At 47.4% G+C, this 26625-nt stretch carries 15 protein-coding genes; 9 read left to right on the top strand and 6 right to left on the bottom strand.

The genetic code is table 11. From position 1 onward, the window contains the following. Positions 1–14: 14 nt before the first annotated feature. A complete protein-coding gene (locus tag BN102_RS03650) occupies positions 15–1952 on the bottom strand; it encodes a glycogen debranching enzyme N-terminal domain-containing protein (protein ID WP_021312134.1) in 1938 nt (645 codons plus the stop codon). A 191-nt stretch (positions 1953–2143) separates the two neighbouring features. Here BN102_RS03650 and BN102_RS03645 point away from each other — a divergent pair, with 191 nt between their 5' ends. The 3 genes from BN102_RS03645 to BN102_RS03635 all read left to right on the top strand — a co-directional run bounded on the left by BN102_RS03645 (position 2144) and on the right by BN102_RS03635 (position 4020). Next, positions 2144–2377 carry a hypothetical protein gene (locus BN102_RS03645; RefSeq protein WP_019207729.1) on the top strand — a complete coding sequence of 78 codons (234 nt, stop codon included), beginning with the start codon at positions 2144–2146 and terminating at the stop codon, positions 2375–2377. Between the two features lie 90 nt (positions 2378–2467). Then, positions 2468–2926, top strand: coding sequence for a radical SAM-associated putative lipoprotein (locus BN102_RS03640; protein WP_021312174.1), 459 nt, complete (start codon positions 2468–2470; stop codon positions 2924–2926). A 23-nt stretch (positions 2927–2949) separates the two neighbouring features. Next, a complete protein-coding gene (locus BN102_RS03635; RefSeq protein WP_019207727.1) occupies positions 2950–4020 on the top strand; it encodes a TIGR04133 family radical SAM/SPASM protein in 1071 nt (356 codons plus the stop codon). Between the two features lie 12 nt (positions 4021–4032). Here BN102_RS03635 and BN102_RS03630 read toward each other — a convergent pair whose 3' ends face one another. Next, positions 4033–5337, bottom strand: a complete 1305-nt coding sequence (locus BN102_RS03630) for a sensor histidine kinase (protein WP_019207726.1) — start codon at positions 5335–5337, stop codon at positions 4033–4035. Continuing rightward, positions 5327–6697 (bottom strand): sigma-54-dependent transcriptional regulator, encoded by a 1371-nt coding sequence (locus BN102_RS03625; RefSeq protein ID WP_019207725.1) that lies wholly within the window; start codon positions 6695–6697, stop codon positions 5327–5329. The genes BN102_RS03630 and BN102_RS03625 overlap by 11 nt, the downstream gene beginning before the upstream one ends. 905 nt (positions 6698–7602) lie before the next feature. Here BN102_RS03625 and BN102_RS03620 point away from each other — a divergent pair. The 6 genes from BN102_RS03620 to BN102_RS03595 all read left to right on the top strand — a co-directional run bounded on the left by BN102_RS03620 (position 7603) and on the right by BN102_RS03595 (position 18170). Next, entirely contained in the window at positions 7603–8958 is a 1356-nt protein-coding gene (locus BN102_RS03620) for a TolC family protein (protein WP_021312286.1), read from the top strand. A gap of 12 nt (positions 8959–8970) precedes the next feature. Then, entirely contained in the window at positions 8971–10221 is a 1251-nt protein-coding gene (locus BN102_RS03615; RefSeq protein WP_019207722.1) for an efflux RND transporter periplasmic adaptor subunit, read from the top strand. A gap of 89 nt (positions 10222–10310) precedes the next feature. After that, complete coding sequence (locus BN102_RS03610; RefSeq protein WP_019207721.1) at positions 10311–12662, top strand: ABC transporter permease; 2352 nt, start codon at positions 10311–10313, stop codon at positions 12660–12662. A gap of 23 nt (positions 12663–12685) precedes the next feature. After that, positions 12686–15052 (top strand): FtsX-like permease family protein, encoded by a 2367-nt coding sequence (locus tag BN102_RS03605; protein WP_036786994.1) that lies wholly within the window; start codon positions 12686–12688, stop codon positions 15050–15052. A 31-nt stretch (positions 15053–15083) separates the two neighbouring features. Continuing rightward, positions 15084–15761 carry an ABC transporter ATP-binding protein gene (locus BN102_RS03600; protein ID WP_019207719.1) on the top strand — a complete coding sequence of 226 codons (678 nt, stop codon included), beginning with the start codon at positions 15084–15086 and terminating at the stop codon, positions 15759–15761. 30 nt (positions 15762–15791) lie between these two features. Continuing rightward, a complete protein-coding gene (locus BN102_RS03595) occupies positions 15792–18170 on the top strand; it encodes an ABC transporter permease (RefSeq protein ID WP_035456786.1) in 2379 nt (792 codons plus the stop codon). Between the two features lie 1191 nt (positions 18171–19361). Here the strand turns inward: BN102_RS03595 and BN102_RS03590 are convergent. From BN102_RS03590 to BN102_RS03580, 3 genes are read right to left on the bottom strand one after another with little or no spacing between them, the layout of a single operon-like run. Continuing rightward, positions 19362–21665, bottom strand: coding sequence for a DUF4091 domain-containing protein (locus BN102_RS03590; RefSeq protein ID WP_036786991.1), 2304 nt, complete (start codon positions 21663–21665; stop codon positions 19362–19364). 37 nt (positions 21666–21702) lie between these two features. Next, a complete protein-coding gene (locus BN102_RS03585) occupies positions 21703–23166 on the bottom strand; it encodes a RagB/SusD family nutrient uptake outer membrane protein (RefSeq protein ID WP_036787200.1) in 1464 nt (487 codons plus the stop codon). 18 nt (positions 23167–23184) lie between these two features. After that, a complete protein-coding gene (locus BN102_RS03580) occupies positions 23185–26352 on the bottom strand; it encodes a TonB-dependent receptor (protein ID WP_019207715.1) in 3168 nt (1055 codons plus the stop codon). Positions 26353–26625: the final 273 nt, after the last annotated feature.

Genomic DNA, 26625 nt, shown 5'->3' with positions numbered 1-26625 from the left:
TCGCCTCCTCGTTCTTATAAATTATACTTGCTTAACATGTACAGACTTCGCAGGATTTCCGCCACATTCATGGCGAAAGAAACGGCGCCGCGACCGCGAAACGGAGGATTCCCGTCGAACACTTCCGGAATGGATCCAATGCAATGCGAAGTCATTTCGTCTTCATAACTCACCAGCTGCCGCCGGATAAACCCCAGCGAGCTCATTTTGTAAATCTTCAGATAAGCTTCGAAATAGAAACCTTCCAGCCACGGCCACGCCGTTCCCTGATGATAGGCGTAATCGCGTTGGATTTGCGAACCGACGTAGTTCGGATTATAGCCTCCGCTCTTCGGACTCAAGGAACGTATGCCTTTGGGAGTAAGCAATTCTCTGGTAACGATATCGATGATGCCTTTACGCTGTTTCATATCCAAAGGGGAATAATCGAAAGCCGCCGTAAAGATCATATTAGGCCGAACGCTCCAATCCATCATGTTCCCATCCACATAATCGAAAAGGTAACCATACTCGTTGAGGAATTTATCGACAAAAGACTTACCGCACCGTTCGGCCACTTCATTATAAATGAGTACGTTCTGATCCCCGACTTCGCTTAACAGATCCGCGACGAAACGCAAATCGTTATACCAAAGGGCATTAAACTCGACGATATATCCCGTTCGCACAATGACAGGTTTTCCGTTGACCGTCGAGTTCATCCACGTAATGGCTTTATCCTTGCCGTCCGCCCGAATCAATCCGTTATCGTCGACGAAGAGATTGGGATGAAAGCCTCCCGCTATATATTGGATGATGCGCTTCAACAGATCGCCATACTTCTCGCGACACTTATTCCGAGAAACCATCTTGGCATATTGCTGGATGCACCAGATGGCCCATAGCAAAACGTCGGGATGTTGCATCTCATAAATTTTCAATTCCGACGGACGCCCTTGCATAAAATCATCCATAGCTTTCCGTGCAGTCTCCATCACCAATTCGTACTTCGTCACTTCCTGATTGGCCAACGTCAATCCCGGTAAGGAAATGAACAGATCGCGAGCTCGGCATTTGAACCACGGATAACCGGCAAGGATGTAATAGTTATCACCCTGTTTATTGAGGAATTGATGAGCCGCATTTACCAGACAATGTTGAAAATTGTCACGGGGGGTACGTTCCTCTTCCTCTTCGTCGAAGATGTGTTTGAGCGTTCTCGTCTTGGCTTCGGAAACGCCGGCCGAAAAGACGACGCTCTCTCCCTTCTTCATATCGAATTCGAAATATCCCGGGACATAGAGATCTTCATTGAAATCGTAGCCTCTCTCCTGTTCTTTCGGGTATTCAATACCCCGATACCAATCCGGTTGAAAGACGAATTCATTCTTTTTGTTCAACTGCATGTACAGATCAGGATAGCCCTGGTACATGCAGGTCTTGATACCGTTATCCACGACGGCATAATCCCGATTCGCTTGCGGATTCTCATGGGTGTATTGCCTGACGCTGCGAAAAGCGAGAAAAGGATGAAGCCGGATCCTGGTGGCCGAATGTGCGTCGACCAACGTGTATCGAATAAGGATTCTGTTTTCGTGATGAACGAAAAGCTTCTCTTTCTTTAAGATCACTCCTCCTACCCGATAGAGCGTGGTAGGCAATTCTTCGCATTCGAACTCGCGAATATACTTATGCCCGCGAGGACTGAAGTTATTCCCCTGATACTTGTGCAACCCCAGGTTGAATTCGGCGCCATGCTGTATCACCGTTTCATCCAAGGAAGATAGTATGACATGATTCTCATCGTCCAATTCCGGAATGGGAATCACCAACAAGCCATGATACTTTCTCGTATTGCAATCGACGATAGTAGTACAGTGATAGGCCCCCGAACGATTGGTGCGAAGAATCTCTTTCGGAAGCGACTCTTCCAGGTTCGTCATAAGAGTCTTATCAAAATGTAAGTAACTCATAGCATTTATTTTTATAAATTAAATACCCATTTATTCCTGAGCAAATCATATCCTCATTACCCACCTTCAAATATAGAGAAATAAAAATAAAGGAAAAATTAAATTGCAACGAAATTTGAAAGAGATGCATTTTTTGATCGATATAAGTATTTTTCGTATCTTTGCTATCGATTTTATCCAGCAGACGATTTATGAAAAAGATTTTCAAATGCGTTTTATCCGGTATGATGGTTTTGATGGGTTATTCTTGCCACTCGAGCAAGAACGCTATCACGCCCCCCGACGAGCCGATCAAACTGATGTATGGCTCGCCCCGTACCATGTATCAGGAAAGTAGAAAAACCGATACGGACGATAAGCAAATGGAATATCGGGAACATAAAAAGGAGGATGAATCGTCCGGAACAGGTTCCGATAAAGAATAAGGCCTTTCACCTCGAATGTTAAAATACGACAGAGCGTGCAGTATTCGGGAGAACGTCGCGTTCTATAAACAATATAAAAAGCATACTGTCATGAAAAAGGTTTTCAAACGTTATCTCACATTCTTTCTCTCGGGAATTCTTTCCCTATTAGGCTATTCCTCCTGTTCCAGTATCGGAAACGGAGAGGATGAATACGGCTGCCCCATCTCCGACTTCATCCTCAAAGGTACCGTTACCGACGAACAAGGAAGTCCTATCGAAGGAATTCAGGTAGTAGGGAAATATCAGAATGAGGGCGGAGCGATGCATCCCGCCGATACGTTATATACCGACAAAAACGGCAATTATTTAAAGAAAACGAAACCGATGGCCCCTCCGAAAGCTATCGCGGTTACTTTCACAGACATAGACGGCGAAGCGCATGGCGGAACGTTCAAAAACGACTCCACGTCGAACGAAAACATCGAAATTGTCAGAACCAAGAAAGGGAAAGGTTGGTATTCCGGAGAATTCACGGTTACGGTAAACAAGGCACTGAAAAAGCAATAAAATCATTTATCCGCTACCCACTCATGAGGCTGACCTTCCGCAAACGACTGGCTTTAGAAATCACCCGCAAACTGCAAAACGACGTCATCGAAGCGCATCCCCTCAAACAACTCTTTTGGGAATGTACGCTTCGCTGCAACCTGCATTGCCGACATTGTGGAAGTGACTGCAAGCATATTGCCGCAACGCCCGACATGCCTAAGGAGGATTTCTTCCAGGTACTTGATTCCGTCGGATCCCGAACGGATCCTCACAAGGTATTCGTCATTCTCACCGGCGGCGAACCTCTGATGCGTCCGGATATCGAAGCATGCGGAGCGATCATTTACGAAAAAGGATTTCCCTGGGGAATGGTAACGAATGGATTGGCGTTGACAGAACGGCGTTACCGCGGATTATTGAACGCCGGCATCCACTCCATGACGATCAGTTTGGACGGCCTGGAAGAGAACCACAATTGGATGAGAGGACATGACAAGAGCTTTCGGCGAGCGTCCGAAGCTATCGAAATGGTAGCGGCATCGAAAGCCATCGCCTTCGACGTGGTAACATGCGTGAACAAAAAGAATTATAAAGAATTACCGACCATCAAACAATTCCTGATCGATAAAGGACTGAAATCATGGCGGCTGTTCACCGTGTTTCCCATGGGCAGGGCGGCTGCCGATCCGATACTTCGGTTATCGCCCGACGAGTTCAAAGGCACGTTCGATTTCATCAGGCAAACCAAGAGGGAAGGGATCCTCGATGCGAACTACGGATGCGAAGGTTTTCTGGGGAATTACGAAGGGGAGGTGCGGAATCATTTCTATTTCTGTCAGGCGGGCGTAACCGTCGGCTCCGTATTGGCCGACGGTTCCATCTCCGCCTGTCCGAGCATCCGCGCCGACTACCGGCAAGGGAACATTTACGAAGAAGATTTCATGGACGTGTGGAATCGTCGTTACGCGGCTTATCGCAACCGCAACTGGATGAAGCGCGACGAATGCGCCAACTGTCGTTACTTCCGTTACTGTCGGGGAAACGGAATGCATCTCCGCGACGGGGAGGGGAAACTGCTGTTTTGCCACTTGAAACGATTGGAGAACGCCTGAATCGGGATCGCCTCATTCGAACTCCAGCACGAAGGTGGTGTTCCAGTCGTTGGTTCCGGCCTTCGACAAGCTGATATTGCCTCGCGAGAGTTTCATGATCTGCCGCGAAAGCGACAAACCTATACCGCTGCCATCCTTTTTCGTGGTAAAGAAAGGCACGAAAATCTCTTCCGCCACGTCTTCCGGTATGGCAGGGCCGTCATTGCTGACAAAGACGTAGACATGCTCGTCCGATGCGCTGTAAGCTCTGACATGGATGCGTCCCTCCGCCCGACCGATTGCCTGGACGGCATTCTTTATCAAATTGATGAACATTTGCCGAATCAGGTTGGGATCGGCATAGATCATCAAATCGTTCGGTTCGATTTGCATCGTAAAACGGATCTGCGGCGGAATCAGTTGCAAACCTGCCAACTGTCGGAGCAATTCCTGCAGATAAAAAGGCTTCGGCGAGGGTTGTTGCAGGGAAGAGAACTTCCGATAACCGTCCACAAACCCGATCAGGCCGGTCGAAGTTTCATGAATAGCCCGGATGCCGTCGTACAGCGAAGTCCCTTTGACATCATCCCGATTCAGAAACGTTTCGCTGATCGACGAAATCGGCGCGATGGAATTCATCATCTCGTGCGTCAGCACCCTCGTCAGCTTGATCCACGAATCCAATTCCTTATCGTCGAGTTCATTCCGGATATCGTTCAGGATGAGGATGCGCACGGGTTGCTTGTTCAGAACGGTCCGAACGGCTCGAAGCGAAAGATGGGCTTCGCCTTTCGAGGTAGAGAAGTGCAGCTGACGGCGTTCGCCCACCCGTAGCGTACGGAACATCTTCCCGATCTCTCCTCCGTAACGGTCTAACTGCTGCAACGTGGCCAACATCGGCAGATCCAAGAGCCGGACGGCGGCGGCATTGGTCTGAACAATCCGATCTTCCTCGTTCAAGACGATCACGCCGGTAGTCACCGCCGAAAGAATCTGTTCGTAATACCGTTCGCGCTGCGCGATCAACTGTTTCTGGTTGCCCATCATCACGCCGAACTCGTTCAGCGTATCTTGCAACACTTTCTCTCCTGCGCTGAAAGCGGATGCCGGCAGACGGAACGCATAGTCGTTGTTCCGAATGGCTTCGAGCATCAGCTCGCATTTCTCTTTCAAGGTGCGCTGCGAAAGGATGTAAGAGATCACATACCCCAAACACAAGACTCCTCCCGTGACCATCAGCAGGGAGTTGGTCAGGGCGATTCCCGCTCCGAGCAAAATGCAGCCGGCCAGCAAAAGGACGAAGAGGACGGCCGACGTTTGAACCCTCTTAGATGCCATACCGTTTCATCTTGTTATACAGCGTTTGCCGGGTGATCCCCAAGGTAGCGGCCGCCTGCGAAAGGTTTCCCTCGCACTGGTCGACAGCCCGCTTCACCAAGTCTTTTTCCATTTCGTCCAACGTTTGAACGGGCGTATGGGGAGCGGCGAAGGATTTGGTCGCAGCAGGTGCCACGGTTGCCGAGAGTTCCAGGTTTGACGCCTGCAGCTCCTCGTCGTCGCAGAGGATCACCGCTTTCTCGAGGGTATGCTGCAGTTCGCGGATGTTGCCGTACCAAGGATGAGCGAGCAATCGATCGCGGGCTTTGTCGGAAATCCCCGACACGTTCCGCCCGTATTGCGCAGCATACAGTTTCAGGAAACGCTCCGCCAAGGGGAGTATATCGTCCTTTCGTTCCCGCAAGGGCGGGATATGCAGGCGAATCGTATTGATTCGGTAGAGAAGGTCTTCCCGAAACGTACCCTGTCGAACCATGTCTTCCAAATTACGGTTTGTGGCGCAGATCAGCCGTATATTCGTGGGCTGGGACACATTGCTTCCCACCTTGACGAAACTTCGTCGCTGTATGGCGGTCAGCAGCTTGGGCTGTAGGTATACGGGCAGGTTGGCAATCTCGTCCAGGAAAAGCGTCCCGCCGTCGGCGGCTTCGAAGCGTCCCGGACGGTCGGCGTGGGCATCGGTAAAGGCACCTTTCACGTGCCCGAAAAGCTCGCTTTCGAAAAGCGATTCCACGACGGCTCCCATGTCGACAGAAACGAAGGGGCCCTCGGCGCGTCCCGAAAGGCGATGCACCTCGTGCGCCAGCATGTCCTTTCCGGTTCCGTTCTCGCCGGTAATCAGGATCGTCGCATCGGTGGCGCTCACCCGTTCGACAGTCAGGTGTAGCGGGCGGATCGCCGGCGAATTCCCCCAATACATTTCTTTATCGTTTTCGGGCGGACGAACCGCCTTGCCTGTTTTCTTCGAATTCGGTTTCGACTTCTCATACGCTTCCTTCAGCGTCTGTACGAGCTTGGCGTTATCCCACGGCTTGACCACGAAATCGGTCGCCCCCTCCTTCAAGCCCGTCACCGCAAGGTTGATATCGGCATAAGCCGTAAACAGGACGACCTGCGTCTGCGGACGGAGGCGTTTGATCTCCCTCAACCAGTACAATCCTTCGTTTCCGGTATTCAGGCCCGACGAAAAATTCATGTCGAGCAATACCACATCGGGCTTCTCCATAGGTAATGCAGTAGGCAAGATCACCGGAGTGATCGAGGTGATGACCCGTGTAAAATGCTCGCCCAACAGGTATTGCAAGGAAGTAAGAATGTTTTTATTGTCGTCTACGACCAATAAGGTTCCTTGTTTTGCCATCTCTTTTTTTATTTACGTAAACAAAATTAATACAAATAATGAAATCGCGAAACAACTCCCTGCAATTCTTAGCGAATCGACGGGAGAGGAAAGCCGAACGAAACGTTAAACGCTATTGCCGAGTTCGATCTCAAGGACAGAAAGTTGAAATGAATTTTACTCCCGCCGAGCGGATCGGCAGCGCCTAAAACGGATTTTAGCTTCCGCCGAGCGAATCAGCAGCGCCTAAAACGGATTTTAGCTCCCGCCGAGCGAATCAGCAGCGCCTAAAACGGATTTTAGCTCCCGCCGAGCGAATCAGCAGTGCCTAAAACGGATTTTAACTCCTGCCGAGCGGATCGGCAGCGCCTAAAACGGATTTTAACTCCTGCCGAGCGGATCGGCAGCGCCTAAAACGGATTTTAGCTCCCGCCGAGCGAATCAGCAACGCCTAAAACGGATTTTAGCTCCCGCCGAGCGGATCAGCAACGCCTAAAACAGATTTTAGCTCCCGCCGAGCGGATCGGCAGCACCTAAAACGAATTTTAACTCCCGTCGAGCGGATCAGCAGCGCCTAAAACGGATTTTAGCTTCCGCCGAGCGGATCAGCAGTACCTAAAACAGATTTTAGCTCCCGCCGAGCGGATCGGCAGCACCTAAAACGAATTTTAGCTCCCGTCGAGCGAATCAGCAGTGCCTAAAACGGAATTGCGCCCTCGCAGTGTGACGCTGCGAAAGTAAAATCATCCATACCATAGCATCGATCTCCATGCGTCTAAAGTTTATACACCCTTTGTCTAAAAATTAGACACGCTTGCAAAGTGGAAGCTTTTATTGCAATATTGATAATCAGCAAATTAAAAATCATGGCACGCGCTTTGCATCTTGAACGGCACAAGCATAAATTATCGGATTAATTGAATGACATGATGAATCGGAACCATTTACATAAAGCTTTGTTTCTGATGCTGGCAAGCACCGCCCTCAGCCTGTATGCCCAGGACGTGTGGGACGTGGATCGCTGCATGGAGTACGCCGTGAACCATAACCATACCGTTCGGCAGCGCGAACTCGAGCTGCAGAATAACCGGTTGGACGAGTTGCAGGCCATAGGCAATTTTCTGCCCGGCACCAGCGGAGGCGTCCAGGCACAGTACAATTATGGGCGCAACATTAATCCCGAAACCAATACCTACAATAACATCAAGACCTTCAACAACCACTATTACCTGGAGAGCTCTCTCCCGCTGTTTCGCGGCGGCAGCCTGATCAATCAGGTACGTCAGACGCGGATCAACGTGCTGATGGGCAAAGCTGCCCTCCAAGAAGAACGGGACCATACGGCGCTGGGCACCTTTCAGGCATTCATCCAAGCCCTGTACTGCCAAGGGACGGTCAGGATGGCCCGACAGAAGCTGGCCGAAAGCGATTCGATGCTCTACAAAACCCGAATTCAGGAAGAGATCGGGCTGAAGGGACAGGCGGACGTAGCACAGATGGAAGCCCAGCAGGCGACGGATGCCTACAACCTGACGAAGCAGCAGAACCTCTATGCGGCCGCCATGCTCGACTTGCGGCAGAAGATGAACTTCCCCGTCGGCGAGGAGTTGGTCCTCGACTCCACCCTCCTCGATTCATCCGTTTTCGCTGACGCGAAACTGCCCGCCGTGGGCAAGGACGAGGCGGTTCGGGCGGCGCTGCAGACCAACCCGACACTCCGAAAGTCGGCGATGAATGCCAAAGCCATGAAGATCGGACAATATATCGCATGGGGGAACGCACTCCCCTCGATCAGCATGTTCGGAGGCATCAGCACCTCGTATTACAAAGAGCTTCATAAAACGACCTATCCGAGTTTCCGCGACCAATGGAAAAACAACTACGGATACTACTTCGGCTTCACGCTGAGAATCCCCGTCCTGAATAATCTGAAGAGTTATACCAATGTGAAGAAAGCCCGATACCATTACCGCATCGCCCGCGAACAATTCGAGGAACAGCAGGCCGAACTCCGCAAGTTGGTGGAACAAGCCGTAGCGGACAGAGAAGGGTATCTGAAAGAAAGCATGCAGATGGAAAAGAAAGCGGCGTCCGACTCGATCGCCTACCGCGTCACCAAGCGCAAATACGAAGAAGGACTGATGACCTCGCTGGATGTGCAAAACAATGCGGCTACGTGGTCGGAAAGCCGGACAAACCTGCTGCAAAGCAAGCTAACCTACTTCCTGAAATGCCGCCTCGTGAATTATTACAGCGGCGAAGAACTGATCAAACGAAAATAAACGAAACACACTATGGATATACAGTTAGAAAAGAAAAAAGGTATTCAAAAGAAACACATCCCCTACCTGATCGGAGGCAGTGTAATCCTGCTTTTATTGACCTGGGTGGTGTTCGGAAATCATGCCTCGACCATGCGGATCGACGGTAAATCGATCAATATCGCCGACGTGTCGTACGGAGAGTTCAACGACTATATCCGTCTTAACGGACAAGTCCAGCCGATTCAGATCGTACAGATCAGTCCGGAGGAAGGAGGCATCGTCCGCGAAAAAGTAGTGGAAGAAGGTGTCCATGTAAACAAGGGAGACGTGATCCTCAGACTGAGCAATTCGAACCTGGACTTGCAAATCCTGAACGCCGAATCGGAAGTGGCCGAAAAACAGAACATGTTGCGCAACACCCAGGTCACCATGCAACAAGACAAGCTGAACAATGAAACGGAAAAAGCCTCCTTGGATATCGATACCCGGCAGAAAGCACGCACCTACCGGCAATATTCCCGCCTGTACGACGAGAAGCTTATCAGCAGGGAAGAGTACATGAAAGCGCAGGAAGACTGGGAACTCTCGCAGAAAAAGCATGAACTCATTACGGAACGACTCAAACAAGATTCCCTCTATCGGTACATTCAGATGGATCAGATGGAAGACAATTTGCAAAACATGCGCCAAAACGTAGCTTTAATCCGCGAACGGAAAGACAAACTGGAAGTCCGGGCGACCATTAGCGGCGAACTCGGGCTCTTGGACGTGGAACTCGGACAGAACATCTCCGCCGGACAAATGGTAGGACAGATCAACGACCTCTCCGATTACAAGGTGGAAGCGCACGTCGACGAACATTATATCGACCGGGTGACTAACGGCCTGCCCGCCACCTTCGAACGGCAGGACAAGAAATTCGGCCTGAAGGTCCGTAAGGTTTACCCAGAAGTACGAGAGGGACGCTTCCGCACCGATTTCGTCTTCGTAGGCGATCGACCGGATAACATTCGCAGCGGACAGACCTATTACATCGACCTGCAACTGGGCGAGCCCACACAAAGCGTACTCGTCCCCAAAGGAACCTTCTTTCAGGTAACGGGCGGAAATTGGATCTTCGTCGTCGACAAGGACGGGAAGAAAGCCTATCGCCGCAATATCCGCATCGGACGGCAGAATCCTCAATACTACGAAGTCGTCGAGGGCTTGGAAAAAGGCGAACAGGTCATCATCTCCGGTTACGAAAGTTTTAGAGATAACGAAGTGTTGATCCTTAATTAAATTAGTTCCGCATACCGGCTTGCAGACAGTTCTCCTCACTCAGGGCAGCCATTTATACAACCAGTACCAAGAAATAAAACCAAATAATAATGAAGACAATTATACGAAACTTCACCTCTACCTTTAAACGCTTCGTGACGGCAAACTTGCTGAATCTGTTCGGGCTAAGCCTCGCTTTCGCCTCTTTCTTCGTCATCATGGCACAAGTGAATTACGATTATACGTACAATCAAACATTCCCGGATTATAAAAACCTGTTTTACGGCTATCTGGAACTGGGACCGGAAAACGAGAACTTCGGCATGACCCTCCCGCGCCCTCTGTGCGAAACCCTCGGGAAGACTTCTCCGCATATCACCGAGTACGCCATCGTACAAGGCGGATCGTACACCTCGAACTTAAAAGACGGCGAAAAAGAAATAACCTTAAAAATACAGACCGGTATCAAAAACTTTACGAAGGCTTTCAAACCGGAAATGATCGTCGGTTCTGCAGACGACATGGACCATACCTCTAACTGCCTGATTCTCCCCGAAAGCGAAGCCTTTCGGATATTCGGGACAACCGACGTGCTCGATAAAATACTGAAGTCGGACAACGGCGACTTTATAGTCAAGGGCGTATACAAAAACTTTGCGGAAAACAGTTTCTTCGCCGATTGCGCCCTTAGCGGCGATAACGGCAATGACGGGAATTGGAATAACTGGAATTATACGTTCTATCTCCGACTGGATAATCCCGCAACGAAAGCGGAAGTCGAGAAACTGTTGACGGATAAGTTCATCGAAATAATGAAACGACGGCAATCCGTAACGGAAGAAGAACTTGCAAAAGTAGCTTTCAACATGGTCAACATCGGCGACGTGTATTTCGCCAAAATAAAAGGACGATCGACCGCCGACAAAACCTCCGTCTATCTGTTAATTTGTTTCTCGTTGCTGATTATCGTCATCGCCGCCGTTAACTTCACGAACTTCTCGCTGGCCGAGACGCCCATGCGCATCCGAAGCATCAACACGCAAAAGGTGTTGGGGGCCGGCGTCGCCGAACTGCGGGGGAGTCTGCTCGTCGAATCTCTTACAATCAGTATCGTTGCTTTCCTCCTCGGTCTCTTATGGATCTATCTGGCCAACGACTTGGGCTTGCAGGAACTGGTTCAGTCGAAGATATCCTTCGCATCCCATCCGGCATTATTGGCATTCACGGGATTACTGAGCGTGACGGTCGGATTGCTGGCCGGCGCTTACCCTTCCTATTACGTCACCTCCTTCCCACCCGCATTGGTATTGAAAGGATCGTTCGGACTTTCTCCGAAAGGGCGCGCCTTACGAACGATTTTGGTCGGCGTTCAGTTCATCATCTCCTTTATGCTCCTTTTAGGTGTCGGCATCATGTATTTGCAAAGCCATTTCATACGGACCTCCGATTATGGCTACGACAAGGATCAAATCGCTTATTCCGGGAATTTGACGAAAGAAGTCGCTAACCAGCCGGATGCCGTGATTGCCGAGCTGACTCAGGTTCCGGGCATAGAAAACGTTTCTTTCTCCAAAGATATTTTAAGCTCGGCCGACGGGTACATGGGCTGGGGACGCGGCGATAACGAACATAAGATGTATTTCGAATGTTTCCCCGTCGATTTTCGTTTCTTAAAGACAATGGGCATCCGGATCACGGAAGGGCGCGATTTCACGGAACACGACCAAGATGTGTATATTTTCAATGAAGCGGCCAAGAAGACATATCCGTGGTTGGAGATGGACAAACCCATACTCCAGAACGACTATCCCGTCGTAGGCATCTGCGAGGATATCCGCTATTCCACGTTTCGCAACGATCAGAAAAAACCGATCGCTTTCATGATCTTCGGCAAAGATGGAATGTACAAAGATTGGTTTTGGCGGGGAGCGATCAATGTCCGTATCGGTAAAGGTGTGGATAAAACGGAAATCATGAAGACTTTGCAGAAAACACTGGAAAAATTTACGCCGCATCACGACTTCAACTTCAAGTTCATGGATCAGGTATTCGACAATACCTATCGGCGGGAGATGCGTTTTACCAAGCAAATCCTGCTCTTCTCGCTGCTCGCCGTTCTGATTAGCATCATCGGCGTATTCGGTCTCACGATGTTCGAAAGCGAATATCGCAGGAAAGAAATCGGCGTAAGAAAGGTTTTCGGCAGCTCGACGAGAGAGATCCTGTACATGTTCAACAAACGGTACCTGATCCTGTTGGGGATCTGCTTCGTCATCGCAGCCCCCATCGGATACATACTCGGCATCGACTGGTTGAAAGGTTTTGCGGAAAAGACTCCCATCTCGCCTCTGCTCTTCCTCCTCGCCTTCCTCCTGATCGCGTTGATTACGATCCTGACCGTCACCTACCAGAGCTGGAAGAACGCCAATGAAAACCCCATCAACAGTATAAAGACGGAATAAGAAAACAATAATGTGAAAGAAACATGAAAGGATTAAAGACCTATTTCTATTTTTTGAATCGTAACAAGCTGTTCACCTTTGTCAACACGCTCGGTTTAAGCATATCGCTGATGTTCGTATTGCTGATCGCCAATATGATCACCCGCCAGCTCAACGTAGACGCGCAGGTGGCGGATGCCGATCGCATCAGCCTGTTTGCCACCGAAGAGTTCGTCGGCGCTCATTACAATCTGGGCGATAAGTTGCAAAGCCGTTACCCGGAGATCGAAGACTGGTGCGGTACGAGCCCGTATCACACGGTAGTGGTCAAGGCAGGCGATGCGAAATATGAACTGAATGCACTGATTGCGCGTAAGAACTTTTTTTCGTTCTTCGGCTATCGATTGGTGGAGGGCCGAGCGGAAGACGTACTGCAGAGCGCTACCAACATCGTGCTCACCCGCAAGGGAGCCCTTAAACTGTTCGGTACCGAACAGGCGATAGGGAAAATGCTCCTCCTGATCCAAGGCTCCAAAAGCATCAATTATGTGGTGAGCGGCATTGCCGAAAATATCGACAATTCGATCTTTCCCGACGAAACGGAAGCCGTTTTCCCCTACGAAGTCATGGAGTACGTGAATTACAGCTCATCCATCAAAGCGGAAATGATGAACAATGCAGCGGGTGCCGAGCTCTTCATAAAGACGCTGCACGGAATCGATTTTAATCGCAAAAGGGAGGAAGTAAAAGAGTATCTGAAAACATTCTTCTGGATATACTCGCAAGAAGCAGTCAACGAAGTACGGTTCATCCCGATGAAAGAGTTCTACTTCTCGGATATCAAGGATTTCAACGGCCTGAATCAGTACGATTTCACCCAAGTGATCATTTACCTGGTCGTAGGCCTTATCATCCTACTGATGGCGATGTTCAACTATATCAGCATGAGCGTCGCTCAAACGAGTTACCGGGCGAAGGAAATGGCGACCCGACGTTTGTTGGGTTCGAACAGGAAAGATATTTTTTGGCGAATGATCGAAGAATCTTTCCTGATGACGCTGGTCGCTTTCCTGTTAGGCTTTCTGTTGGCCAAAGCAGTAGAGCCTGTGGCGATAGACCTTTTCCAAACCAAGATAGACCTGACGGGTGACCTGCATGCGACGACCGTATGGATATATGCATCTTTCATTGCTATGCTGGCTTTTGTTTCGGGACTGTTCCCGGCTTCTATCCTATCGCATTACAACCCGATGGACGTGGTGAAAGGTACATTCCGCCACAAGACGAAAGCCATCTATCTGCGTCTGCTCAACATCGTTCAGAGCGGATTGACTATCGCATTGCTGTCCTGCGCCTTGTTTATGACTTCGATGTTCCACTATTTGCTGCACCTGCCGCTGGGGTACAGCTACGAAAACGTACTCACGTTGGATCCCGTACTCGACAATGCAGGGTATCGCACCTTCAGAAACGAACTCGGGAAATTGCCCTTCGTGAAAGCGGTCTCCTTTTCGAACGGATTGATGATCGAAGGCGGGCATAACAATACGCAGAACATAAAAAATGCCAAAGGAGGCCCCAACAAATCGATGAGTTTCGAGCAATTGAACGTGGACTCCGCCTTTATCAAAATGTTCGGCATTCGCATCACGGAAGACCGAAAATTGCAACCCGACAAACATAATTGGTTTTTCAGCGAAAACACCGTAAAAGTAGCGCACGAATTGGGCTATACCGATTATATCGTGACCGATTACGACGACAAATACGTGATCGGAGGAACGATAGGCGATATCAGCATACGCACGGTATTGTTTCCTTCCTCTGAGTATGTACTGATGAATATCGTGCCGAACGACAGCATCAAATATCCCGGAGGTATCTGTGTACAGGTATACGACGGCGATTTGAAAACCTATAAAGAGCGGATCGACTCCACGTACGCCGGGTTGGCCAACGGCATGCCTTTTAACTCGAAGTGGTACGGAGACCGGGTGGCAGAGGAATACGAATCCGTATATCAACTGAGCAAGACGATCGGGATATTCACTTTCGCCGCCTTGGTCATCTCACTGTTGGGATTGACAGCCATGAGCATCTATTTCATCGCTCAGCGCAGAAGGGATATGGCTATTCGTAAAGTGTTCGGTTCGACCAACCGGATCGAACTGCTCAGCCTGATGAAATTCACGCTCCATTCGCTATGCATCAGCTTGGTAATAGCCATCCCGTTGATGTGGTTCGGAATAAAAAAACTGCACGCCTTGATTCCGGTCGAAGGATTCCATTGTCCCTGGTGGGCGCCGCTGACGGCTATCGCCTTCGTAACGGCTGTATCCTTGGGCTCGGTTTACGTCATCAGCCGCAAAGCTACCAACGAGAACCCGATAAACAGTATAAAAACAGAATAAGAAAAATCCATCATTTTAAAAGAATAAAAACATGATTAAGATTGAAAATTTGACAAAGAAGTTCACAACGACAGAAGTTGAGACCATCGCACTGAACAATGTAAATTTAGATGTGGCCGACAGGGAATTCGTAGCGGTAATGGGACCTTCCGGCTGCGGTAAATCCACCTTGTTGAACATCATGGGATTGCTCGACAATCCGACCTCCGGCAACTACTACCTGAATAAGGAGGAAGTAGGACATCTGAAAGAGAAAGACCGCACCAAAGTCCGCAAAGGAAATATCGGTTTCGTATTCCAAAGCTTCAACCTGATCGACGAATTGAACGTTTACGAAAACGTGGAACTGCCACTGACTTATTTAAACATTCCGGCCGGCGAACGGAAACGCCGTGTGAACGAAATACTGAAACGGATGAACATCAGCCATCGGGCCAAACATTACCCGCAACAACTCTCCGGCGGTCAGCAGCAACGCGTAGCTATCGCCCGCGCCGTAGTTTGCGGGCCGAAAATGATCCTCGCCGACGAGCCGACAGGTAACTTGGACTCCAAAAACGGTCAGGAAGTGATGGAACTGCTGACCGATTTGAACAAGGAGGGAACGACGATCGTCATGGTCACTCACTCTCAACGAGATGCCGCCTTTGCAAGCCGTATCATCAACCTGTTCGACGGTCAGGTCATATCGACAGCGAAAGGATTATAGGATTAATGAATGAAGAATGGGTCATTGAAAATGAAACGAGCAATAAAGTCATTATTTAGAAAGGGACAGTCGAATTTCACCAAGATTCTTTGCCTCAGCATCGGCTTAGCCATTGGGCTGACCATGCTGGCCGAAGTCATCTACGAACGTTCGGCCGACAGTTTTATTCCGCGCCTGGAAGATACCTATCAAATTCAGGAGAACTATAAAATGAAAGGTGAAGGATGGCATAACTTCCCGCAATGTTCCGGTGCTCACGCTCCGGGCATCAAGTCGGTTTGTCCTGAAGTAGAAGCCGCCACCCGCTATACATGGCTCCGCGAATCTGCCACCTTCGTCACCGAAGACAACGAGGAATTGACGGGGAATACATTCCTGTGCGATTCTTCCTTCTTCGACGTCTTCCCCCGCAAAGTCTTTATGGGCGAAGATCCGAAGACGGGGTTAAACAAAACGGGACAGGCGTATATCTCAGAAAAGTTGTTCAAAACGGTCGGGCAAGAGATCATCGGGAAAACGATCAGCCTGAGAGTAAACAAAGCCTTTCGACTAACGGTTATCGGCGTCTTCGAAGACCTGCCCGAGAATACGCACTTGAATAAGATCGACATCATGGTGGCCATGCCGACAGCCCAACAACTATGGGGATGGGACAGCCCAAACAATATAATCGGAAACGACCGGTATCTGGGCTATATCCGTCTTCGGCACGGGACAAATCCCGACGACTTGCAGGGACGGATGGATCAATGGATCGAAGACCGTGTCGGCCAAAAGTTGAAAGAGGCCGGAACCCAAGTCCGATTCAACCTGCAACCGGTGAAAGGAATCTATTTGCAATCCGACAACAACCGTGTCATGAACTTCGTGTTCCTCGGCTTCGGCATCATCATGCTCCTCGTCTCGGTATTCAACTATATCCTGCTGGTTATCTCGTCGATGGTGAACCGTGCCAAGAGCATCGCCACCTACCGCTGCTACGGCGCCGAGAGTAAAGACATCTACAAAATGATCCTGAGCGAATCGTTCCTGCATATATTCTGTATCAGTCTGCCGTTGGCTATCCTTCTCATTTTCGGTTCGCAAAATATCTTGCAGGAACAGATCGGACACAGTTTGAAAAGCCTTTTCCCATTCTCTACCGTTATCGTATGCATACTCATCACCTTGGCCATAATAGGAATTTGCGGATGGCTTCCCGGATATCTGTATACGAAGATTCCCCTTACCTATGCCTACCGCAGATACACGGAGAACAAGCGGCGCTGGAAATTGGCCCTGCTGTTCGTTCAATTCCTAATGACCAGTTTCTTCATCAGCATATTGGTTGTGATCGGGCTGCAATACAACAAACTGACCAACTATAATTTAGGGTTCAATTATAAGAATACCCTGATGATCGACCTCGATGGAGTAAATAAGAACGAACGGGAACGGTGCTATCAGGAATTGAAAAAAGATCTGAACGTATCCGGCGTAACGTGGGCTACCCATAACATGGCAGACATCCCGAGTGGAGATAATGTATGGAATGCAGAGACGAACGAAGAATATACCAACATTTCCAACTTGTTCTCGGTAGGCGACGACTTCTTCCATACGTTCGAGATTCCTGTCGTGGAAGGGAGAACATTCACTCCCGTAGCTGTCGACAGCCTGAGTAAGGAGGTAATGGTCGATCGGGATTTCGTAAAGAAAATGGAGCAAGTAGCTGGCTGGAAAGGATCCGCCATCGGTAAAACGGTACATATCACCAGCCATAGAGGGCCTTATACCATTATCGGCATTTACGATCATATCCAAACCGGATCGTTGACTTCCGGAATGAATCTTCGGCCGACTGTCATGTATTACGGCACAATTAATTCCCCTTGGATCGAGCGTTTTTATGTCCGCCTGAACCGATTCGATTCCGACCATATCCAACGCATTCAGCAGCTTGTAGACAACACGATCAAAGAGAATCCCAAGCAGGTACTAATGCTTCGCATGGAAATCGGTAACAACTACGACCAGTTGAAGCATGTGCGCAATAGTGTCTTATTCGCCGGAATCAGCATCTTGCTCATCGCCCTTGCCGGACTGATCGCCTATATCCTCGATGAAGTCGGTCGCCGCCGGTCGGAAATCGCTATCCGCGCCATCTTTGGAGCGACCTTAAAAGATCTCCAGAAGATTTTCCAAAAGAACCTGATTTACATGGCTGTTCCGGGCATTCTCATCGGTGCGCTGGCCGCCTGGAAAGTCAGCCAATACATCCTTCAAATGTTCAGCGTGAAAATTGACTTGACATGGTACCTATTCGTCGGTTGTATGCTCTTCGTCCTACTCGTCGTGCTCTCCGTAGCATCTATGCTGGTATACCGGGCAGCAAGAGCCAATCCCACCGAAAACCTCAGAACGGAATAACGGAAAAGCAGAAGGGCCAAAAACTTACCGAAACCTGAACCTGGGTTGGGGGAATCTTTAGCAGTCTAAAATGCCTGCCAGAGATTCTTTTCGCTTCTCGTGGTAATCGTAAGTTCGAAAAAGAATATATTTCCTGACATTATGACAAACAAAAGTATCCATCGGAGGTATTTCGGAGGGGAACGTGCAGGTGTTGGTTTGTCAATAAAAGCCTACTAAATACAACGAACATAACGCATATACTTTTAGCGGCTGCATCGACAAAAATCGTGTCAACCGATGTCGCAAGGAAAAAGATCGAAGATGTTACATGGAATTAGGACCTACAAATCCGAACATGCCTGCTTGGTTTTGAAAGTAATTTCGATAGAGCGAACATTTGCCTTAAGGAGGTAAAACAAAAGAGAAACTTATAAAATAACAAATAAAAAGGAAATTACGATTTTAACATTTTTTATGGATAAAAATTTTGTTTACATAAATAAGAATACCGATATTTGTGATCAAGAATAAATTTTAATTGTATAAATACTATTTATTAAATACAAAAACAAACTGATTTGACTCAATTGGTACGTTTTTGGCTAACCTTAAATAACATGAAGGAGCAATTGAACTCTCTGGCATTACTGACAAATGTTATCTTTTGTACATGTAATCATGCAGAGTGTAAACAAGTATCCGATCGAGCGTTGGCTTCAGTGGGAAAGATGCAAATAATAGTCAAACCGATCGAGAGACGTACGAGTCAATTTACGGACTTTTATGCCTTTTTACCATTCATTCCCTTTTACAGAAAGCAAAAACATCATACAAGTCGGCAGCAAGGCTGCTTAACTCAGCCATCCTGTGAAGGAACCTCGTTTAGCAACACCATGATGGAGTAAATATGGATTATGTGATTTTCAACAATCTATTATTCTACTCTAAAAATCATGTAAAAGGCTAAACTTTCAGATAGCTAAACTGTTCTGCGTACACTCCTTTATTTCTTTTATGGAGTGTTTATTAACAAGAGAGGGTGTGTCGGTTTGGCACACCCTCTTTGTGACACAAAAGAATTCTTCGGAAGTATCCCTGATTGCAAACCATAGCATCCGGTTACATATACTCTTAAAATTCGTTTGTAAAAATGCCACATTCACTCGGAGACAATTCATACGACAACATCCGTAAGGAAAAACTAATCCATTATGGAATCGGAAATCTTCGTGTATCGGAATAATACCGATGCAACAGCTCGCCCAGTTCCTCTCTCTTTTTCATCAACACTCGGTGATCCTTGCTGTACTCTTGTTCCGAAACAAATAGTTCCGAACCGAAAGAGAGTGCTTTCTTAGCCCTTTCCACCCAATCTTGCCGGTTAGTCCCTCCCCGTTCGATCGCTTTTTCCAATAATATCATGTAGTCGTAATCCTCCAATCCTTCGCGAAGTATTTCCAACCGCAGCGAAGGAATCGGTTCGCAGATACATTTCGATTTATCTTTATTTGGGTCTCTCCGAGGAGGATAAAAAAAACGGCCGTCTCCATTTCCGAATTCACAAGAGGATCCTCGGGGCAACGGAACGTCATTATAGGCCATCGGATCTTCCCACGGGTTCTGCCAAATTCCCGCCGGAGAGCAATCAGATTCATTCCAGAAATTGGAAGACCACACCAGGATCCCCTTTAAGCGATATCTGTAAGACATCCACAGCCACATCCTCAAGTTGATGGCATCGCTATCGATAAACAGATTATTGTGCGGTGCTTTGGGCCAACACATCAAATAGGTCCACATTTCTCTCCCCTCGTCTATCCATTTTCTCGATTTTTGTAAATCCAATTTTGCCAATACGGGGCATCCTATATCCGTTACGTCCATAATCTCCGGTCCGGGATTATTTTCCGTAATAAAACGTTTCAGTTGGGGAGCCGCTTCGTGAATGGTTTTCATACCTTCCCTCACGAAACCGTAATCTTCCTGTTTCGGTTCATCGATCCAATACAGGTATTCTTTCCCCAACCATCCGTTAATTTCCAGATGATCTTGTAATCCTTTCAGATATAAAGTCATCAGCTTTTTATACTCCGGTGTTCCATTGACAAAACCGTGGAACCATCCGGTCTTCCTCCCGACAAACGGCCCCGGACACAATTCGGGTAGAGAAATGCTGAAACCGTTAAAACCGTATTCGTCAAAATACTTTTTCGCCGTCTTGTCAAAGGCCGAAAAATCGAGCGTAACGTCTAACAAACGAATATCCTGTTCAAAATCACCTTCAGGTAGCAGGTTCTTTCCATCCTGCATATCGATCACCTGTACATTATCAAGCCAGATTGTGTTAGGGACGTTCCCATTTTTTCCAGGAATACAGGGATAAAACCGTACGTCGATATAGCTTGCATTTTCCGGTATGGGCCTGTACATAAGTATATCGTCGACGATGACCGGATTCACAGGATCTAAAAACAGACTGTCGGCATGCCACACTCTATTCCCTGGATAAATTTTTCCCTGCAATTGCCAATCGATAGGCTTTTTATCAGCCGTATAACTTTTGATGGTTACGTAATAAGATTGTCCATCATTCGAATTTTTGGCCATCCATTTCACGAAATAGGGCTTCCCAGGAACGATTTCGACGAGCGAAACCGGAGTTCCCGAAACATCGGAATAAATGCTGTTGTTCGTAATCTGATAAGAATATCTCCCTTCATAAAGCGTGTCTGGATCGTACGTCCCTCCCGTCCATCCGTTGCCGGTCACCGTCTTCGTGATCGATCCGAAGACTTCGGCCGGCGAAATTCGGTAATGTTTGAAAGATCGATAATACCAATCAATCTGTTTCTCAAGTTCATCGGCATTTTCCATACGGTGATAGTCACGGATCATACTCTCATTCAATCCGAAAGAAGATCGCATATACGGGGTATCGGGCAATACGAAATTCCAGACGGTAAGCGCTACCGGAATTGTCGCCCGATAACCTTGGGCTGCTATTTGAATTGTTGCCGAATAGAGTCCCTCCACGGCATCCGCAGGTGTTTTCACGGAAAACCATACCGCCGTATTTCCTCCGCCCTCTACCTGAAAAGCTCCTTGATAAAGAGGAAGGGGATCCGGATACCATCCGGCCCGATGCCGAATCCCTGACGGTTTGGTTACGTGAACATACGCTATATTCCGAATCGTCACATTTTTCGCAGGTATCACATTCCCCGAACGATTTTTGAAATCGCTGACCGTTATCGTGACGTCTTCCATCTCCGAAGCCGGATTGAGCACCAATTGGAAGCCTTCCGATTCATTTTTCGCCGATCGGAGTTCTATCGCTCTTTTTCTTTTAGGGACAGGCGAATCCCGAAACACTTTGTACGTGTTTTCCACCCACCATATTTGGCAGAAATCGTTTTTTACCAATAAGTACCCTTCGTTTATTCGGCTAAAAACCACAGAGGGATTTAATAGATAAATCGACAACAGTATCCAAAATATATTGTATTTCTTCATTGCCATGTTATCAAAAGAGAAGACATGCGACCAATTATTAATCTTTCAAATTCGGATTTTTCAACACCTCATCATCGGGAATCACCGAGAAATAATGTTCTTTCGTAGGTTGATTCACCAGCGGCGGGTCCAACGGAGAACGATGCGAATTGGCTTCCTCCACTCTTTCCAAGCGAACCAAATCGAACCATCGGGCGCAACATTCTGCTCCGGCAAACTCCCATCCTCGTTCTGCAACGACGGAATCTCTAAAAGCTTCTTTGGAGAGTCCAGCCGGCAAATCAGGGAGTCCAGCCCGTTTTCGAATCCTGTTTACGGCGCTGTAGGCGGTAACATCGGGACCAGAAGACATGGCTTGCGCCTCAGCGTAGGTCAATAACACTTCAGCATAGCGGATGGCCATCACCGTCCTGCTCGATTGCCAGTCGACATACACCCACAAGCGATCCCAATCCAATCCGTCAATATCCCACATCTTTTTATAGCAGGGATGCTTGGCGATCGTTTCCTCCCAATCTATTTCGACCACCTTGTCATCTTTAGGAATCTTGAGTTTTGTTGCAAAGGTAGCCTCTTTCCGCGAGCCTTCGGGGAATGCATTGAAAAACGTGATTTCCGGGAAATAGCAATACCAGCCGGTATATTCTATCGGCATACTGGCAAAAGGTGCATGCTGATTCCCCCCACCGAGGATTACACTGTAATATATTCCGAAAACAGTTTCGTCATTAATTCGCTTACGAGTCCATAAATCAGCACAGTCATCCAATAACCGATAACCGTATACCGCCTCGTTGTCAATCACTTCCTTTGCCTTCTGGGCAGCCAATGCATATTTGGATACGTCTTTAAGAGGATATCCGGCCATAGTGAGATAAACTGAAGCCAAAAGAGATTTAGCGGCGCCAGCGTTGACAACGATTCCTTTGCGAGTATCGCTCCAACTGTCGGGAAGCATTTTCTCCGCTTTTAACAAGTCGTCGACAATCACTTTATAAATTTCCTCCGGTCCTGACTTTCCGACATTAAAATCAATCCCTAAATCCATTATTAAAGGTAAACGGTTATAGATTCGAACCAAATAAAAATACATAAAAGCTCGAACAAAATATGCTTGCCCCACACCTTCGTTTTTCACTTTTTCCGATGCATTTACTCGTTCATAGTTAAGTATCACATTATTTGCAGCTTGGATGGCTTTATACGACTCTTTCCAAAAACGGGTAATTTCAGGATTGGCTCCCGACCGGATAAACACATCGTGCTGTTGAAGGGCCGGCCTTTCACTCATCATGTCGTCTCCTCCCATCAACGGTTCAATATGATATATCATGAAAAAAGTTTCGTTAAGCCAACTGTACATTCCGGTCAGCGCCATATTCAATTCGACCTCGTTGCTGAAAAATGCTTCCGGGGCCACCCGGCCTTTCGGGTCTTCTTCCAAGTCTACACACGAAGAAAACAATCCAACGATTAAAAGTAGATAACATATTTTTTTCATATTCACGATCATTTAGCATTAAAAAAGAAAAGAAATACCCATCGTAATACTCCTCGGTGAGGGGTATACCCCGAAATCCAGACTTAAATCTGTATCACTGTGTCCTGTAGAGGAAATTTCCGGATCAAAACCTTTATATCGGGTCAATGTCAGCAGATTTTGTCCACTAAGCGATAATCTCACCTCCCCGAATTTGATTACTTTTTTAGGGATGTTATACCAGATACTGACATTCCTCAATTTGATAAAACTTCCGTTCTGTATCCATTTGGAGGAGTTCATGTAATTGACATTCGACGAACTGTGTATCGGCCAAATCGAATGTTGGTTGGAAGGAGACCAGATATTTTCAACCGGTTCTTTCAACGTGATTGTCCTAGCATCTCCTGTAATGGCAGCAGTCGTGGCATAAGTCAGATTGAATACATCCTGTCCGTGAACGCCTTCCAATAAAATATTCAACCCTATATTCTTATAAGAAACGGAATTGTTGAATCCCCACGAAAATGTAGGGTAGCCGTTTCCGATAATCTGGTAATCATCTGCCGTAATTTTGTTATCGTGATTGACATCTTCATACTTCGAATCCCCCGGTTTATTTCCGAATTTCTCAGCTTCGGCAATCTCGTCGGTCCCCCATACCCCAAGGAATTTCACCCCCCAAAAAGTACCCATGGACTCTCCGGGAATAAGGACGAATGGACTCGAATTCAACGTGCCTACAGCATATCTACTTCCGTAAATTTTTTTATCTCCTCCCAAAGAAATAATTTTATTTTTCACGGTAGAAAAATTCATGCTGAAATTCCAATTCCAGTCTTTTTGCTCTATCGGGTAACAGGTCAAACTTGTTTCAAAGCCTTTATTTCGCATCTCTCCGATATTCACGGTGGTGCTTCCTCCTCCATTGTAATAAGGGAGTTGTTTGGGCATCAGCAAATCTTTGGTTTGCTTTACGAAATAATCGACTGTCAAATTGATTTTACCTGACCAAATACTAATATCGATCCCTATGTCTTTTTGAGTAGTGGTTTCCCATTTCAAGTCTTTGTTGGCAGGTGAAGAGGGGTAATACCCCGGGTGCTGCACATCGGTGCCGTACCCATAGGTAGTATAAGAGAGAGAAGACAGCGTAGAGTATGCGGAAACGGCTTGGTTCCCGGTTTGTCCCCAACTGAAACGCACTTTAAACTGGTCGAAAATATTCCAATTTTTGACGAATGGCTCTTGGGCGGCATCCCAACTTAATGCAAAAGAAGGAAAATATCCGTATCTGTTTTTGTCCCGGAACTTAGAAGAGCCGTCAGCCCGATAGGTACCTGTGAAGAAGTATCTCGACTTATAATCATAATTGATGCGTCCAAAGAAAGACCGCAAAGAGCCCTCTCCCCAATAAGATGAATTCGAATGTACGTTCCCTAAAGACAAATTGTCATATCCTACCGATTCGATAGCAAGGTCAGATGCTCTTGCCGAAAAGCCGTCCCACGAAGAATAAGATTCTTCATAACCGGCCAGCGCCGATAAATGATGCATGTCTCTAAAACTTTTCGTATAATTCAATAAATGATGCACCTCCCATGACGAACCGTGCGATGTGCTTTTTCCGGCAGACGAGACAGACGAAAGGTAAGTACTCGTAAAATCCTGCCCCATGCTGACAGATTCGTGAATGCCGAAACCGAAAGAATATAGCAGATCGTCGAACAACTTGTATTGCATATCCCCGTTGGCTGCATAGAAATAGGAGCTCGGTTTGTTTCTCGATTCCATAGCATACATATATGGATTCAACATGGTAGAGCCCACCGGATCGTTTCGATTGTATTTGCCCTCTTCGTTGTAGATCGAAACGGTGGGAGAAAAGATCAAACTGTTCCAAATCGGATGATCTTTGCTTCCGCCAGTACTTAAGTTTCCATTGGTATTAGAACTCTTCCCGGCGGTTACGACGAGCGAAGTATGCAAACGCTTATTAAACTCAGTAGTTACGTTCGTCCTGACATGGTATGAATGGCTGTCGGTATTGATTAAAATTCCTTTCGCGTCCGACACGTATGTCGATACGTAATATCTCGATTTGTTCAGACTGCCGGAAAGAGAAGCTTGCACCGTATTCTTATGACCGGTTCTGAATATGATATCCTGCCAATCAGTACCTCCCTCTTTCTTAAATCGAGACAAATCCGCCTCTGAAAAGTAATTCGTTCCAGTGGATTTATTATAATAAACGGCATAATCATAGGCATCCAAAAGGTCGTATTTTTTAGGTACGCGATCATATTGATGGTTATAGGAAATCTCTATTTGAGGCGTACCCCATTTTCCCTTTTTGGAGGTGATGATAATGACTCCGTTAGCCCCTCTCGATCCGTAAATCGCTGTAGCGGAAGCGTCCTTCAGCACTTCTATCGATTCGATATCGTTCGGTGCAGGAGTAGAGCTGGTGGTTACCCCGTCGACCACAAACAAGGGGGAATTCCCGCCATTGATGGAATTGGCGCCCCGAATTCGGATCTTCGCTCCCGCATTGGGAGAACCGTTTACATTCGAGACGGAAAGCCCAGGCGCACGTCCTTGCAGAATTTGACTCAATTCCGTCACAGGTTGATTCTTAAAACTGTTGGGAGAAATAGACGATACCGATCCCGTCAAATCTCTCTTTCTCACCGTACCGTATCCTACCACCACCACTTCATCCAACGCTTTCGTATCTTCCTGAAGCACAATATGAAAATTCGTTTTCCCGATCGTATTCAATTTCTGTTCCACATAACCGATATACGAGATCCGGATGGAGGCATCGGGAGCGATAGACAAGAAGAAATTACCGTCGAGGTCGGTTACCGTTCCGTTTGCCGGAGTACCCTCTTCCACGATATTAGCTCCTATGATAGCCTCTCCCTTCGCATCTTTTACCGAGCCGGAAATTCGCTTTTTTTGCAGTAAATTTTCTTTTTGTTTCGACGAAAGTAGAATGTGTCTCTCCTTCACTTGATACGTGATATTCTTCCCCGCGAATAATTTATTTAGCGTTCCCTCTACGGTTTCATTTTTCACATTGATGGATACCTGTTGTTTTAAGTCGACATCGTTGTCATAAATAAATAAAAATTTACTCTGACGCTCGATATCGCCTAATACTTCTTCTAAGGTTATATTCGTCTTTTTGAGTGTAATTTTCATGGATCGACTGAAAGTTCTCTGTGCCTTCACCTGAAAAGGAATACAAACCAAAAGGATGACGAAGACATAAATAAACTTAAAATTATGCTTATATCGCACACGCTCTGTTTCAATCTTATAATTATGCATATCTTTGCTGAGTTAAATATTAATACGCTTTAAGTAATGTAGTTGTGTTAGTTTTAGCATTACCGACGAGTGCCACGACACTTGTCGGTATTTCATATTTTCGAATCATCTTGTCTCTCGCATAGGCTATCTCCTCCATCTTTT

This window comes from Phocaeicola abscessus CCUG 55929 (assembly GCF_000312445.1).
Classification (GTDB): domain Bacteria; phylum Bacteroidota; class Bacteroidia; order Bacteroidales; family Bacteroidaceae; genus Phocaeicola; species Phocaeicola abscessus.
This window is presented reverse-complemented; position numbering and strand designations above follow the sequence as displayed.